Raw genomic sequence first — 14,686 nt, forward strand, 5'->3', positions numbered from 1 at the left:
CAAGACTTACCGAAAGGCATCGTCCGCCAGCGGCACGCTGACCGGCCGGGCGGAAGACGGCGCGGCGCCGCCGGCCGGCGCGGGCGGCGGCATGAACACGCTGGCGCCCTGATCGGCGCGGGTGGCCACCCGGCGGAACGTCTCGAACAGTTCCCGGCCGATACCGTGCGTGTTGGCGGTCAGATCGACCTTTGCCGGCTCGCGGCTTTCGAATTCTGTCGCGTCGACCAGCACTTCGAGCGTTCCGTTGATCGCGTCGATGCGCACCATGTCGCCGTCGCGGACCTTGGCGATCGGCCCGCCATCGAGCGCCTCGGGCGTCACATGGATCGCCGCCGGCACCTTGCCGGACGCACCCGACATCCGGCCGTCGGTAACCAGCGCCACCTGATGGCCGCGATCCTGCAGGATCCCAAGGCACGGTGTCAGCTTGTGCAGTTCGGGCATGCCGTTTGCCTTCGGGCCCTGGAAGCGGATGACCGCCACCATGTCGCGATCGCATTCGCCGGCCTTGAAGGCGGCTTGCAGATCGTTCTGGTCGTGGAAGACGCGCGCCGGCGCCTCGATCACGTGCCGGTCCGGCTTGACCGCCGAGATCTTGATGACGCCGCGGCCCAGATTGCCGGTCAGCATCTTCAGCCCGCCATTGGGCTGGAACGCCTTTGCCACCGGCGCCAGCACCTTCTCGTTGCCGGACTTTTTGGGCGCCGGGCGCCGCTCGACCGTGCCGTCCTCGCGCCCAAGCGCCGGCTCGATCATGTAGGGGTCCAGCCCGTGACCCCAGACGGTGCGCACGTCGCGGTGCAGAAGGCCATGGTCGGCCAGTTCACGGATCATGAAACCGAGCCCGCCGGCGGCATGGAAATGGTTCACGTCGGCAAGGCCGTTGGGATAGACGCGCGCCAGAAGCGGCACCGCGTCGGACAGGTCGGATATATCCTCCCATGTCAGCGTGATGCCGGCGGCGGCGGCCATCGCGATCAGGTGGATGGTGTGATTGGTCGACCCTCCGGTCGCGTGCAGGCCGATCACGCCATTGACGACCGACCGCTCATCGATCATCTCGCCGACCGGGGTGAACTCGTTGCCGAGCGCGGTGATCGCCATCGCCCGCCGGGTCGCCTCGCGGGTCAGCGCGTCGCGCAGCGGCGTGTTCGGATTGACGAAGCTTGCACCGGGAATGTGCAGGCCCATGATCTCCATCAGCATCTGGTTGGAGTTGGCCGTGCCGTAAAAGGTGCATGTGCCGGGGCCGTGATAGGACGCGCTTTCGGCCTCCAAGAGCTCGTCGCGGCCGATCTTGCCTTCCGCATAGAGCTGGCGGGTCTTGGCCTTTTCGTCATTGGGCAGGCCGGAGGTCATCGGACCGGCGGGAATGAACACCGCCGGCAGATGGCCGAAGGTGAGCGCGGCGATCAGAAGGCCGGGCACGATCTTGTCGCAGACGCCCAGATAGACCGCCGCGTCGAACATGTCGTGCGACAGGCCGACGGCGGTCGAGAGCGCGATCACGTCGCGCGAGAACAGAGACAGTTCCATGCCCGCCTGACCCTGGGTGACGCCGTCGCACATGGCCGGCACGCCGCCGGCGACCTGGGCGACGCCGCCCGCATCGCGCGCGGCCTGCTTGATGAGCGCTGGAAACGTCTCGAAGGGCTGATGCGCCGACAGCATGTCGTTGTAGGCGGTGATGATGCCAAGATTGGCGACGGTATCGCCTTTCAGGTCCGCCTTGTCGGCCGGCCCGCAGGCGGCAAAGCCATGGGCGAGATTGCCGCAGGACAGTTTCGAGCGCTTCGGCCCCTGGCTCGCGCGGTCGGCCAGTCGCTCCAGATAGAGTTCGCGGCCGGCTCTCGAGCGCTCGCGCATCCGTTCGGTGACGGCGGAAATGGTGGCGTTGACATCATAGGCGGTCATGGCGTGATCTCCGGATCGGGCATTCGGGTCCAGTGCGGGCGCCGCTCATGGCGCCCAGAAGACATGGACCGGCGTTGCGGTCTGGTGCAGCACCGCGCGAACGGGCATGGCATCGACATCGGTGCCGCCGAGCGCGGTTTCAAGCGTCGTGCGCTTCTCGGCACCCTCGATGTGCAGGGCGACGAAACGGGCATCGAGGATCGGGGGAAGCGTCAGCGTCAGACGCGGCTCGCCCGCGCCTTCAGCAAAGATGGGCAGCACCTTGTCGTCACCCTCCGGGTCGAGCGCCTCGGCAAGACGGTCGCCGCCGGGAAAGAAGGACGCGGTGTGGCCGTCCGTGCCCATGCCGAGGATGCACGCGTCGAGCCGGTGGCCGTCCTGCTCGAAGGCGGCCTGCGACAGGCGCGCGCATTCGGCGGGCGTGTGGCCATCGACGACATAGGGCACGAAGCGCGCCTCAGCGGCGCGGTTCTGCATCAGATGACGCCGCACCAGCCCGGCATTGGCCCGCTCATGGTCCGGCGGCACCAGCCGCTCGTCGACCAGCAGCACCATGACCGAAGACCAGTCGAGCCCGGCCTTGGACAGAACCTCGAAGAAGCGCTTGGGCGTCGAGCCGCCCGAGACGGCCAGCGAGGCGTGTCCGCGCGTCGCGATCCCGCCGGCAAGCTTGGCCGAGACACCGGCGGCCAGCGCCTCGGCGAGCTGGTCGCGCGTGGCATAGTCGTGCCGGTGAAGCCCGGCCGGCGCGTCAGTCGCTCTCATGCCAGGTCCGTCCGTCGCGCTCGATCAGCGCGATCGAGGCCGACGGTCCCCATGTTCCGGCCGTATAGCGCTGGCATTGCTGGCCGGTCTCTTCCCATGCCGACAGGATCGGATCGATCCAGCGCCAGGCGGCCTCGACCTCGTCGCGGCGCATGAACAGGGTCTGGTTGCCGCGGATCACGTCCATGATCAGCCGTTCATAGGCGTCGGGATTGCGCACGTTGAAGGCGGACGCGAAACTCATGTCGAGCGGGACGTGGCGCAGCCGCATGCCGCCGGGGCCCGGATCCTTGATCATGATCCACTGCTTGACGCCCTCGTCCGGCTGCAGGCGGATGACCAGATTGTTGGCCGACATCCGCCCGCCGGCCTGACCGAAGATCGAGTGCGGCACCGGCTTGAAGGCGATGACGATCTCCGACACGCGCGTCGTCATGCGCTTGCCCGTGCGCAGGTAGAAGGGCACACCGGCCCAGCGCCAATTGCCGATCTCGGCCTTCAATGCCACGAAGGTTTCGGTGTTGCTTTCGCCGCCTTCAAGCTCTTCCAGATAGCCCTTGACTGGACCGCCGGCCGAAGCGCCCGCCCCGTACTGGCCGCGCACGGTGAGCTTTTCGACATTGTGCTCGCCGACCGGCTCGAGCGCGCGCAGAACCTTGAGCTTTTCGTCGCGGACGGCATTGGCATCCATCGAGGAGGGCGGTTCCATGGCGACGAGACACAGAAGCTGCAGAAGATGGTTCTGCACCATGTCGCGCAGCGCGCCGGCCTTGTCGTAATAGCCGGCGCGGCCCTCGAGGCCGACCGATTCTGCCACCGTGATCTGGACATGGTCGATATGGGCCGAGTTCCACAAAGGCTCGTAGAGCGCGTTGGCGAAGCGCAGCGCCATCAGGTTCTGCACCGTCTCCTTGCCCAGATAATGGTCGATGCGGAAGATCTGGTATTCGTCGAACACCTCGCCCAGCGTGTCGTTGAGCGCGGTGGCCGATTTGAGATCCCGACCGATCGGCTTTTCGACGATGATGCGGGTTTCGGGCGTGATCAGCCCGCTGTCGCGCAGACGCGTGGCGATGTCGCCGAACAGGGACGGACCGACGGCGAGATAGCAGGCGCGCTTCTTGCCCGTATCGGTCCCGAGCGTCTTGGCCAGCGCGTCCCAGCCGCGCTCGGACTTCACATCGACCGAGACGTAATCGAGCTTGGCGAGAAACTTCTCGACCTCGTCGTCGTCGAGTTCATCCTTGACGTGGGTCTTGAGCGCGGTCAGCGCGAAGTCCCGGTATTCATTGGGCGACAGGTCCGATCGCGAGGCACCGACAATGCGCGTCGGCTCGGTCATCTGACCGTCCTTCTGGCGATGATAGAGCGCCGGCAGGAGCTTGCGTTCGGCGAGGTCGCCGGTGCCGCCGAAGATGATGCAGTCAAACGGATCGACGGGAATGATCTGGCTCGACATCGGGAGTATCCGGTGATTGGGCGTGATGCCGCCACCATAATCTAATCGATTTAAGAATGCCAGCGCCCAGATTGACGCAACCGGGAAAATCATCGAACGTTCATGTGCCGCGGCGGCCAAGGGAGGTGGACATGCTGACAAAACCGGATTCCGATCTCGCGCGCCGCGCCGGCGAAGGCGCCCCTGGGCACAATGTCTTAGGCGGCGCATTGGCAGCGGCCCGGTCCGGTGCCGTGCTGGAGGTCACGTCTCCCTCGGATGGCATCGGCTTTGCCAAGATCGCCCGGTCTGACGCCGCCGATGTGGATGCGGCGGTGGCCGCCGCGCGCGCCGCCTTCGAGGCCGGTCCCTGGGCGAAGATGGCCGCTGCCGAGCGGGGACGGCTTCTGACGCGGCTCGGCGACCGGATCGCCGATCATGCCGGCGAACTGGCGGCGCTTGAAAGCCGCGACACGGGCAAGCCGCTGCGGCAGGGCATTGCCGATGTGACCGCCACGCTGCGCTATTTCGAATATTATGGCGGCGCGGCCGACAAGGTGCATGGCGAGCAGATCCCGTTTCTGGACGGCTACACGGCGCTGACCCTGCGCGAGCCGCATGGCGTCGTCGCCGGGATCATCCCGTGGAACTATCCGCTGCAGATTCTGGCGCGCGTCGCCGGCGCGGCGCTGGCAATGGGCAACACGCTGGTGATCAAGCCGGCCGAGGATGCCTCGCTGACGGCCATCCGCGTCGCTGAACTGGCGCTGGAGGCCGGATTTCCCGATGGGGTCTTCAACGTGGTCACCGGACTTGGCTCGGAAGCCGGTGCGGCGCTGTCGGCGCATGCCGACGTCGATTATGTCACCTTCACCGGCTCCCCGGCGACCGGAACGGCGATCCAGACGGCCGCCGCCGAAAACAATCGCGGCGTGACGATGGAGCTTGGCGGCAAGTCGCCGCAGATCGTCTTTGCCGATGCGGACATCGAGGCGGCGCTGCCGGTGCTCGTCAATGCGATCATCCAGAATGGCGGGCAGACCTGCTCGGCCGGCAGCCGCATCCTGATCGAGCGCCCGGTCTATGACACGGTGGCGTCGGAACTTGCCGCGCGCTTTGCGGCCCTGACCGCCGAGCCGCACTGGGCCGATGGCGATCTGGGCCCGCTGATCAATGCCAAGCAGGCCGAACGGGTCGCCCGGTTCGTCGCCAACGCCAAGGCGGCGGGGACCGATGTTCTGGCCGAGGGATCGATTGCCGCCGACGCGCCGAAGGGCGGTCACTATCAGGCGCCGGTCCTGTTCGGCGCGGTCGAGCCCGACAGCGCGCTTGCCCGGGAGGAAGTGTTCGGGCCGGTCCTGTCGCTGTTCGTCTTCGACGGCGAGGAGGAGGCGGTGCGTCTGGCCAACGGGACGGATTATGGCCTTGTCGCCGGCGTCTGGACGAAAGACGGCGGGCGCCAGCACCGGATGGCCAAGCGTGTCCGGGCCGGCCAGGTCTTCGTCAACGGCTATGGCGCCGGCGGCGGCATCGAATTGCCGTTCGGCGGCTTCAAGAGATCCGGCCATGGCCGCGAAAAGGGTTTCGAGGCGCTGCGCGACATGAGCGCCACCAAGACCGTCATCTTCAATCACGGATAGGATCATCATGGGCAGACTGGACGGCAAGGCCGCCATCATCACCGGCGGGGCCGGCGGATTCGGCGAAGGCATGACGCGGCGCTTCATCGAAGAGGGCGCGCGCGTCCTGATCGCCGACATGAATGCCAAGCGCGCCGAAACGCTCGCCGCCGAACTGGGCGAGGCGGCGGTGCCTCAGACGGTCGATGTGTCGCTGGGCAGCGACATAGAGCGGATGGTGCGAACGGCGCACGATGCGTTCGGCCGCGTCGACATCATGATCAACAATGCCGGCTACAGCCACCGCAACGGCGACCTTCTGGACGTTGACGAGCACGATTTCGACCTGATCTTCGCTGTCAACATGAAGGCGATCTATCATGCGACGCGCGCGGTCGTGCCGATCATGGAGGGCCAGGGCGGCGGCGTCATCATCACGACCGCGTCGACAGCGGGCCTCAGGCCGCGGCCGGGCCTGACATGGTACAACGCATCCAAGGGCTGGGCGATCACGGCGACCAAATCCATGGCCGTGGAACTGGCGCCGAAAAACATCCGCGTCAATTGCCTGGCGCCGGTGGCCGGCGAGACCGGCATGCTGGCGACCTTCATGGGCACCGACACGCCGGAGATGCGCGACAAGTTCAAGTCGGTCATCCCGCTCGGGCGGTTTTCGACACCCGCCGACATCGCCAATGCGGCGCTCTATCTGGCCTCCGACGAAGCCGCCTTCATCACCGGCGTCGCGCTGGAGGTGGATGGCGGGCGCTGCGTATGACGGTATCGTAAGCCAATCGCCGCCTTGTTGCCCGATTTGCGCCGCGCCCGCGCCATCTGACCGAGCTACCGCTTCTGGCGCAATGCATGGAGCGAGGTCGGGTGATGAAGGAACTGGTGGTGGTGCTGACGCTGATGGGCTGCGACGATGCGGGCGCCCATTGCGACTACATCGATACGCCCGACGGGCGCTGGTCGACGATTGCCGCGTGCCAGCAGGCCGGCGAGGCGCTGCTGACCCGCATCGAGGCCGACTATCCGTCGACGGCGGCGCAATGCGAGGCGCTCGACGCGGGCACGATCGCGGTTGCAAGCGACATGGTTCCCGCCGAGCGCCCGCTCAGCGACATCACCGATGAGGCGACGGTGACCGTCTCGCCGCCCACGCGGCGCGGCATGGTGCGCCGCTGGGTCACGGTGCGGGTTCAGACCGTCGCCGACAAGCCCGCGCGCATCGCCGGGTTTGTCGGCGACACAGCCGACCGCGTCACGGCGCTGCTGCCGGCCTGGTAGGCGTCACGCCTCGCCGCGCTTGCCGCCGACGACGGCCTGCACGGTGTAGGCGAGAAAGGTCAGACCGACCGCGCCGGCAAGGCCGATCATGATCAGCGCGATCACGTCGATCGGCCCGCCGACATCGCCCAGCCCCGAACGGGTGATGACGAAGACGAACCAGATCGCGGCGATGGCCCCGATCGGCGCCAGCAGTTCGGCGCGCAGGAACCAGCGGCTGCGCAGCGAACGGTCGCGCACGATGACATAGACAAAGGCGGCGGTGACCAGGGCGGCGATGACGACGAGCCCCCAGAAGAGGCCCCGGCCGAACATTTCCTCGAGCACGGCGATCAGCGTTCCAAACGTCAGTTCTTCCATGATTCTTCCTCCTCAAGCCCGGCCGCGCAACATGGCGTTGTAAGTCGCCTTCAGCGCGATTTCCTTCATCAGCCACGAGACCCACAATTCCTCGAGCGGCGCGATCACGCCGGGGAAGGACGGCACCAGATTGTTCTTGTAGTCGAACTCGATCAGCATCGCCCGGCCGACGCGGGTGATCAGCGGACAGGACGTATAGCCATTGTAGGTCTCGGTGCCCTCCTGACCGGCGATCTGCGCGACGAGCTGGTCCTCGACAACGGGTACCTGCCATTTGGCCGATGCCGCCGTCTTGCCCTTGGGCACGCCGGCCACGTCGCCGGCGGCGAACACGTCCGGGTAGCGATTGTGACGCAGCGTGTACTGGTCCACCTCGACATAGCCCTGGCCGACCCACTTGTCGGCCCATGGCAGCGGCGAGTTGCGGATCACGTCCGGCGCGCTCATTGGCGGGATGACGTTGGTGAAATCGAACGGGATTTCCCGGTCGCCTTCCGGCGTTGCGAAGGTGGCCACCTTGCGGCCCGGATCGATCGCCTTCATCACATGCTCATAGCGTGTGTCGAAGCCGCGCTCGCCATAGAGCATGCGCACCTTCTCGTTGACGATCGGCACGCCGAACAGCGATTTTGAGTGTGCGGCGTAGATGATCTCGGTCTTGCCGCGGTTGCCTTTCCGCCGTGCGTAGTCGTCGGTCAGGAAGGTGTATTTGAGCGGCGCGCCGGCGCATTTCATCTCGGTGGCCGGACGGCTGAACAGGCCCACGCCGCCCTCGTCGGTGAACCGGTCCATCTCGCGCCATGTGGCTTCGGCCGCTTCGGGGCTCGCATAGACCGAGCCGATGCCGTCCTTGCCGATCAGACCGACATCCATGCCCTCGATCTGGTCGTAGTTGAGCTTCAGCCCCGCCGCGACGACGAGATAGTCATAGCTGACCTGCGTGCCGCTGTCGGTCGTCACCGTCTTCGCCTCGGGATCGATCTCGGCGGCGCCCTCCTCGATCCAGTTGACCGCGCGCGGCAGCCAGTCGCTGGTGCTGCTGACCGAATAGCCGGCCGGTTTCAGACCCGATGCGATCAGCGTGAAGCCGGGCTGGTAGAGATGGCGCTTGCGCGCGTCGATGATGGTGATCTCGGCGCCGTCGAGCCGAGCGGCCAGCCGGTTGGCGAGCGATGAGCCGGCCGCACCGGCGCCGATGATGACGATCTTGGCCGACGTCGCCACGCGTTGCGCATGCGCCGGACGCGCGGCCCCCAGCGCTGTCGCGCCGAGCGCGGCCGCCAGAAAGGCGCGCCTGTCGAGCTCAAAAGACATGTGGAATCTCCCGATGGTCATAAACAATCGGGCGGATCGTAACGCCGCCGGACGCCCGGCGGCATGATCTATATCAATTTTTTCTTATATAAGAGACGACATCTATGCGGACCGGATCACTTCGAGCCGCCAACGATGTTGCGCCAGTTGCGCATCGAGATCAGGTGGCAGTAGATCAGCGCCAGCGCGCCGTTCTTGCGCAGCGACAGGAAGGTCTCATCGTCCAGTTGCGCCAGCTTCTCCTCGTCCACCACCTGGAAGCCGGTGATCCGGCGCTTGGTCTCGTCGGGCAGCGTCACATCGGCATTGCGGTCGACCAGAAGGCCGGTCCCGGCGATGGCGGCCAGGAGCTTGTCGGTCTCCAGAAGCTGGTTGTGATACGTCTGGCAGAAACTCATCGCGTTCTGCGCCGCTTCGCTCGGCTTTCCGTCCTCGAACAGCCGGTCGCCCTTTTTTGAATCGAACCAGCGGCTCTTGAGATCGGCGGCAAGCGTCAGCCTGTCCTGCGCCTTGTCCTCGACAAGGATGAACGGATAGCGCCTGACATAGGCCGGGATGTAGCTGCCCGAACGCCATTTGCCGCTCTTTTCGACAAACCGGTTCTCGCCGGCCGAGTGGCCGGTGATCACATGCGCGGCGCGGCGCCCGTCCTGTTCGCTGAAGACGAGCGGATAGTGCAGCGCCGCTTCCGGAAACTCGGCGGCCGCGACAATGATGGCGTTCATCTGAGATGCGCCATTGAAGCGGTTGGCCGGGGTGAAGCGCAAATCGCCGTGCAGCCCGGCCGACAGGACCGCCACGGTCTCGTACATGGCCGGAAGGCCGCCGCTTTCGGCTCCGTTCGCATCCTTGCCGGCAGCGGTTCTTTCCTCGGTTTTCGTCTCGGTCATCACGTCCCCGTTCAGTGCGGATTACTGGCTGCGCGCGGCCAGCGTTGCGAGCGCTTCGGTGAGCCCGTCGGTCGACACGCCGATCGCGAGCGTCTGGCCGCTGGCAACGGGATAGCGGATCGCCGGGGTTTCGGCGCCGATAAGAAGCTGCGCAATGTCGTCGCCGCTCTCGAACTGGACAAAGCAGAAACCGCTCGTGCAGCGCGTTATGCGGCCCGACAGCAATGCCGTGTCGCCATCGGCCAGTTCCGGTGCGCTGCCGAACGACACGTCGGCGATGACGCGCATGGCAACGACCGTCGCTCCGTCCTCGGGATTGCGGCCGAAGGCGAGACGCGCGATTTCGGCGCGGTTGTTGGTGCTCGAATAAACCTGCACGGCCTCGCATACGCGGCGCGGTGCATCCTGCGGGCCGTCATCGTCGGCGGGCGTCACGGCAAGCGTGCAATCGACACTCCAGTCGCCAAACGATTCGGACGAGCGGCTTGGCGTCGGCGAAGCGTCCTGGGCCGTCGCCGGCGCTGTGGCTGCCATCATCCCCGCAACGCAAACCGCGGCGCCCAAAGCCGTCAGATTTCGAACAAGCATTTCTTTCCCCTTGTCTTTCCGGCCGGCGCGACTGCCTTGCCGGCCAGTATGTTTCATGCCCTGACTATCCGATGGACAAGGGGTTGGCCAGTGATCAGCGCCGGTTCATCTTCCCCGCATCATGCAAAAAGGCCGGACGCATGCATCGCGCCCGGCCATTCCTTGGCCCATTACCGCAATTGGGGTATGCCGACGCCCGTCAGCCGGCGGCCGCCACGGCGCGCTTGGCCATCACCTTGATCAGGTGGGCGCGATAGTCGGCCGAGGCGTGGATGTCGCTCATCAGCCCGTCGGCGGACACCGCCACCGCGTCCACGGCATCGGGCGACCAGTTCGTGCCGAGCGCCTGTTCGAGACCGTCATGACGGAAGACGCCGTCCTCGCCCGCCCCGGTGACGGCGACGCGCGCGCCATCGCCGGTCTTGGCGACAAAAACACCGACCATGGCGTAGCGCGAGGCCGGGTTTCGGAACTTGGCGTAAGCCGCCTTGCCGGGTGCACTGACGTTGATCGCGGTGATGATCTCGCCATCCTCAAGCGCTGTCGTGAACATGCCGGTGAAGAATTCGTCGGCTGCGATCTCGCGATTGTTGGTGACGATGGTCGCGCCCAGAGCCAGAAGGCCCGCCGGATAATCGGCGGCGGGATCGTTGTTGGCGATCGATCCGCCGATGGTGCCCATGTGGCGCACCGCCGGATCGCCGATCCCTGCGGCGAGCGCCGCCAGAGCCGGGCACACCGAACCCACCTCGTTGCTGCCGGCCACGGCCGCATGGGTGGCCGCCGCGCCGATGGTGACGGTGTCGCCGCGCACGGCGATGTCGGTCATGCCGCCAATGCCGCGAATGTCGATGACATCGGACGGTGCGGCCAGGTGCTGCTTCATGGTCGGCAGAAGCGTCTGGCCGCCGGCGAGGATCTTGGCCTCATCGGCGCCGCCAATGGCGGCAACCGCATCCTCGATGCTGGCCGGCTTGTGATAGTTGACTGCATACATCGATCGATCCTCCCTATTCGGCCGCCTGCGGCAGGCCGACTTCCTGAATGGCGGCCCACACCTTTTGCGGGGTGGCCGGCATCGTCAGATTGTTGTTGCCGATCGCGTCGGTGATCGCGTTGATGACGGCCGGCGGCGAGCCGATCGCTCCGGCTTCGCCGCAGCCCTTGACACCGAGCGGGTTGGACGGGGCGACCGTCGTCGAATGTTCGAGCACATAGGAGGGCACATCGTCGGCGCGCGGCATGCAATAATCCATGTAGGAGCCGGTGATGAGCTGGCCGTCCTCGTCATAGACGACGTTTTCCAGAAGCGCCTGTCCGATGCCCTGGGTGACGCCGCCATGCACCTGGCCCTCGACGATCATCGGGTTGATCACCGTGCCGAAATCGTCGGCGGCGGTGAACTGCACGATCTCGACGACACCGGTCTCGGGATCCACTTCCACCTCGCAGATGTAGGTGCCCGACGGGAAGGTGAAGTTGGTCGGATCGTAGAAGGCGCCTTCCTTGAGGCCCGGCTCCATGCCGTCGGGCAGATTGTGCGCGGTGTAGGCGGCAAGGCCCACCTCGTGCCATGCCATCTTCTTGTCGGTGCCGGCGACCTTGACCTCGCCATCCTCGATGACGATGTCGTCCTCGCTGGCCTCCAGCGTGTGCGCGGCGATCTTCTTGACCTTGGCCTCGACCTTGTCCATCGCCTTGACGATGGCGTTCATGCCGACCGCGCCCGAGCGCGAGCCGTAGGTGCCCATGCCCATCTGCACCTTGTCGGTGTCGCCATGGACGATGGTGATGTTGTCCATCGGCAGTCCGAACCGGTCCGACACCACTTGCGCGAAAGTCGTCTCATGGCCCTGGCCGTGGGCATGGGAGCCGGTCAGGATTTCGATCGTGCCGACCGGGTTGACGCGCACCTCGGCCGATTCCCAGAGGCCGACGCCGGCGCCGAGCGAGCCGACCGCCTTGGAGGGCGCGATGCCGCAGGCTTCGATGTAGCACGAATAGCCGATGCCGCGCAGCTTGCCGCGCGAGGCGGCCTCGGCCTTGCGCGCCGCAAAGCCGGCCACATCGGCTGCCGCCTGGCCCTTTTCGAGCAGCGCGTGGAAGTCGCCGGAATCGTAGGTCATGATCACCGGCGTCTGGTGCGGGAACTCGGTGATGAAGTTGCGGCGGCGCAGTTCGGCCGGGTCCATGCCCATCTCGCGCGCGGCGGTCTCCATCAGCCGTTCCATCACAAAGGTCGCCTCCGGGCGGCCGGCGCCGCGATAGGCATCGACCGGAACGGTGTTGGTGTGCACCGCTTTGACGTCGCAATAGACGTTGGTGATGTCGTACTGGCCGGACAGAAGCGTGCCGTACAGATAGGTCGGCGTGGCGGTCGCAAACAAAGACGCGTAGGCGCCGATATTGGCCACCGTGTTGACCTTCAGCCCGACGATCTTGCCGTCGGCGTCAAAACCCATGCGGGCCTTGGTGACGTGATCGCGCGCATGGGCGTCGGTCATGAAGGCTTCGGAACGGTCCGACGTCCACTTGACCGAACGGCCGGTCTTCATCGACGCCCACAGGCAGGTGATCTCCTCGGGATAGATGTAGATTTTCGAGCCGAAGCCGCCGCCGACGTCGGGCGCGATGACACGCAGCTTGTGCTCGGGCGCGACATTGTAGAAGGCCGACAAGACCAGCCGCGCCACATGCGGGTTCTGGCTGGTGGTGTAGAGCGTGTAGTGATCGTCGATGTCGTTGTAGACGGCGATCGCCGAGCGGGGCTCGATGGCGTTCGGCGCCAGCCGGTTGTTTACGATATCGAGCTCGGTGATGTGCGCGGCGCCGGCGAGGCCCGCATCGGCGGCGGCCTCGTCGCCGATCTCCCAGTCGAAGATCAGATTGCCGGGGACGTTGTCGTGCAGGAGCGGTGCGCCGTCCTCGAGCGCCCTGGTGGCAGCGGCGACGGCGGGCAGTTCCTCATAATCGACCTCGACCGCCTCGGCGGCAAGGCGCGCCAGCGCCTGGCTTTCGGCGATGACGATGGCGACGGGTTCGCCGACATGGCGCACGCGGGCTGTCGCCATCGGGTTCCACGCACCGACATTCATCGGGTTGCCGTCCTTGGAATGGATCGCCCAGCCGGTGATGATATCGCCGATGCCGTCTTCCTTGAGTTCCGGCCCGGTGTGCACGGCGATCACGCCCTCCATGGCAAGCGCGGCGGTCGCATCGATGCCCCTGATCTCGGCATGGGCGTGCGGGCTGCGCACGAACGCGCCATAGGCCTGGTTTTCCATGCGGATATCGTCGGTATATTTGCCCCGACCCGTGATGAACCGCTTGTCCTCCTTGCGCTTGACCGCAGCGCCGATGCCTTCGCTCATATGCTCGTTCCTCCCAAATGCCTCATGATGCCGCCCGGATGATCCTCCGCATGCTCACATGCTGGCGGCCGCGTCTTTGATCGACCGGACGATGTTGTGATAGCCGGTGCAGCGGCAGATATTGCCCTCCAGCTCGTGCCGGATCGCGTCGTCGGTCAGCTCCTTGCCCTCGGCCTTGTAGCGGTTGATCATGTCGATGCCGCTCATGATCATGCCCGGCGTGCAGAAGCCGCATTGCAGCCCGTGATTTTCGTTGAAGGCCACCTGCATGGGGTGCAGTTCGCCATTGGCGAGCCCCTCGACCGTGGTCACCTCGGCACCGTCCAGCGAGGCGGCCAGCACGGTGCACGACTTGACCGCCTTGCCGTCCACATGGACGACGCACGCGCCGCACTGGCTGGTGTCGCAGCCGACATGGGTGCCGGTCAGCCGCAAATGCTCGCGCAGGAAATCGCTCAGCAGCGTCTCGCCCGGCACATCGCCGCTGGCGGCCTTGCCGTTCACGGTCATCGTCACACTGGTCATCCATTCCTCCTCTTTTCCGGTGTCGCGCCCGTCCGGGCCACCGGCATGGTGATGCACGCGGGTCCGGTCAGGCCTTTTCGGCCGTCTCTGCGTCCCCGGCGACTTCGTCCCGGGCGTCCTTGCCGCCCAAATGATCGTGGAAGTTCTCGAAGAACTTGTCGGCCAGCTTCTTGGCGGTCGAATTGATCAGCCGGCTGCCGAGGCGGGCCAGCTTGCCGCCAACGGTTGCCTGCGCCTCATAGGTCAGCAGCGTGTGACCGTCGCCATCGGTCAGCCGCACGTCGGCGCCGCCCTTGGCAAAGCCCGCAACGCCGCCCTTGCCTTCGCCCTGAATGGTGTAGCTTTCCTCGACGATGATGTTGACCAGTTCGACCTCGCCGGCGAACTTCGCCTTCACGGGGCCGATCTTCTGGACGACCTTGGCGGTCATGGTCGTGTCGGAGGTCATCTCCAGCTCTTCACAGCCGGGAATGCATGCGCGCAGCACGTCGGGATCGTTCAGTGCCTGCCAGACAGCCGCCCGCGGGGCGGCAATCTGGTATTCACCCGTCATGTCCATGACGCTCCTCCGGTGAATGCTTGTCGTTGTTGTCCTTCGATGATGGCGCG

At 66.0% G+C, this 14,686-nt stretch carries 13 protein-coding genes and 1 pseudogene; 3 read left to right on the forward strand and 11 right to left on the reverse strand.

Annotated elements, in window-relative coordinates:
• Window positions 1-93 precede the first annotated feature (93 nt).
• From edd to zwf, 3 genes and pseudogenes are all read right to left on the reverse strand, one after another.
• Window positions 94-1,917 (reverse strand): annotated as a pseudogene (gene edd / locus DEM25_RS04335) (phosphogluconate dehydratase); the annotation flags it as partial.
• 45 nt (window positions 1,918-1,962) lie between these two features.
• Entirely contained in the window at window positions 1,963-2,682 is a 720-nt protein-coding gene (pgl, locus tag DEM25_RS04340; protein ID WP_109767750.1) for a 6-phosphogluconolactonase, read from the reverse strand.
• A complete protein-coding gene (gene zwf / locus DEM25_RS04345; protein WP_109767749.1) occupies window positions 2,669-4,141 on the reverse strand; it encodes a glucose-6-phosphate dehydrogenase in 1,473 nt (490 codons plus the stop codon). The genes pgl and zwf overlap by 14 nt, the downstream gene beginning before the upstream one ends.
• A gap of 131 nt (window positions 4,142-4,272) precedes the next feature.
• Between zwf and DEM25_RS04350 the strand changes: the two genes are divergently transcribed.
• From DEM25_RS04350 to DEM25_RS04360, 3 genes are all read left to right on the forward strand, one after another.
• Window positions 4,273-5,760 carry an aldehyde dehydrogenase family protein gene (locus DEM25_RS04350; protein ID WP_109767842.1) on the forward strand — a complete coding sequence of 496 codons (1,488 nt, stop codon included), beginning with the start codon at window positions 4,273-4,275 and terminating at the stop codon, window positions 5,758-5,760.
• Between the two features lie 7 nt (window positions 5,761-5,767).
• Window positions 5,768-6,517 (forward strand): SDR family oxidoreductase, encoded by a 750-nt coding sequence (locus DEM25_RS04355; RefSeq protein ID WP_109767748.1) that lies wholly within the window; start codon window positions 5,768-5,770, stop codon window positions 6,515-6,517.
• Window positions 6,518-6,603: 86 nt separating this feature from the next.
• On the forward strand, window positions 6,604-7,029 hold the full coding sequence (locus DEM25_RS04360) for a hypothetical protein (RefSeq protein ID WP_147393270.1): 426 nt from the start codon (window positions 6,604-6,606) through the stop codon (window positions 7,027-7,029).
• Between the two features lie 3 nt (window positions 7,030-7,032).
• Here the strand turns inward: DEM25_RS04360 and DEM25_RS04365 are convergent, their stop codons facing one another.
• The 8 genes from DEM25_RS04365 to DEM25_RS04400 all read right to left on the reverse strand — a co-directional run bounded on the left by DEM25_RS04365 (window position 7,033) and on the right by DEM25_RS04400 (window position 14,636).
• Window positions 7,033-7,389 (reverse strand): DUF5368 domain-containing protein, encoded by a 357-nt coding sequence (locus DEM25_RS04365; protein ID WP_109767746.1) that lies wholly within the window; start codon window positions 7,387-7,389, stop codon window positions 7,033-7,035.
• Between the two features lie 12 nt (window positions 7,390-7,401).
• A complete protein-coding gene (locus DEM25_RS04370) occupies window positions 7,402-8,703 on the reverse strand; it encodes an NAD(P)/FAD-dependent oxidoreductase (RefSeq protein WP_109767841.1) in 1,302 nt (433 codons plus the stop codon).
• Between the two features lie 116 nt (window positions 8,704-8,819).
• A complete protein-coding gene (locus DEM25_RS04375) occupies window positions 8,820-9,593 on the reverse strand; it encodes a SapC family protein (protein ID WP_109767745.1) in 774 nt (257 codons plus the stop codon).
• A 21-nt stretch (window positions 9,594-9,614) separates the two neighbouring features.
• A complete protein-coding gene (locus DEM25_RS04380) occupies window positions 9,615-10,127 on the reverse strand; it encodes an invasion associated locus B family protein (protein ID WP_158585160.1) in 513 nt (170 codons plus the stop codon).
• Between the two features lie 253 nt (window positions 10,128-10,380).
• The gene (locus tag DEM25_RS04385) at window positions 10,381-11,178 is read right to left on the reverse strand and encodes an FAD binding domain-containing protein (protein WP_109767743.1); all 798 of its coding nucleotides are present in this window, start codon (window positions 11,176-11,178) and stop codon (window positions 10,381-10,383) included.
• A 13-nt stretch (window positions 11,179-11,191) separates the two neighbouring features.
• Window positions 11,192-13,552 (reverse strand): xanthine dehydrogenase family protein molybdopterin-binding subunit, encoded by a 2,361-nt coding sequence (locus DEM25_RS04390; RefSeq protein WP_109767742.1) that lies wholly within the window; start codon window positions 13,550-13,552, stop codon window positions 11,192-11,194.
• A gap of 54 nt (window positions 13,553-13,606) precedes the next feature.
• A complete protein-coding gene (locus DEM25_RS04395; protein ID WP_109767840.1) occupies window positions 13,607-14,077 on the reverse strand; it encodes a (2Fe-2S)-binding protein in 471 nt (156 codons plus the stop codon).
• A 67-nt stretch (window positions 14,078-14,144) separates the two neighbouring features.
• Window positions 14,145-14,636: an SRPBCC family protein gene (locus tag DEM25_RS04400; RefSeq protein ID WP_109767741.1), complete on the reverse strand. Its 492-nt coding sequence runs from the start codon at window positions 14,634-14,636 to the stop codon at window positions 14,145-14,147.
• Window positions 14,637-14,686 lie beyond the last annotated feature (50 nt).

This window comes from Oceaniradius stylonematis (assembly GCF_003149475.2).
Taxonomy (GTDB): Bacteria; Pseudomonadota; Alphaproteobacteria; order Rhizobiales; family Rhizobiaceae; genus Roseitalea; species Roseitalea stylonematis.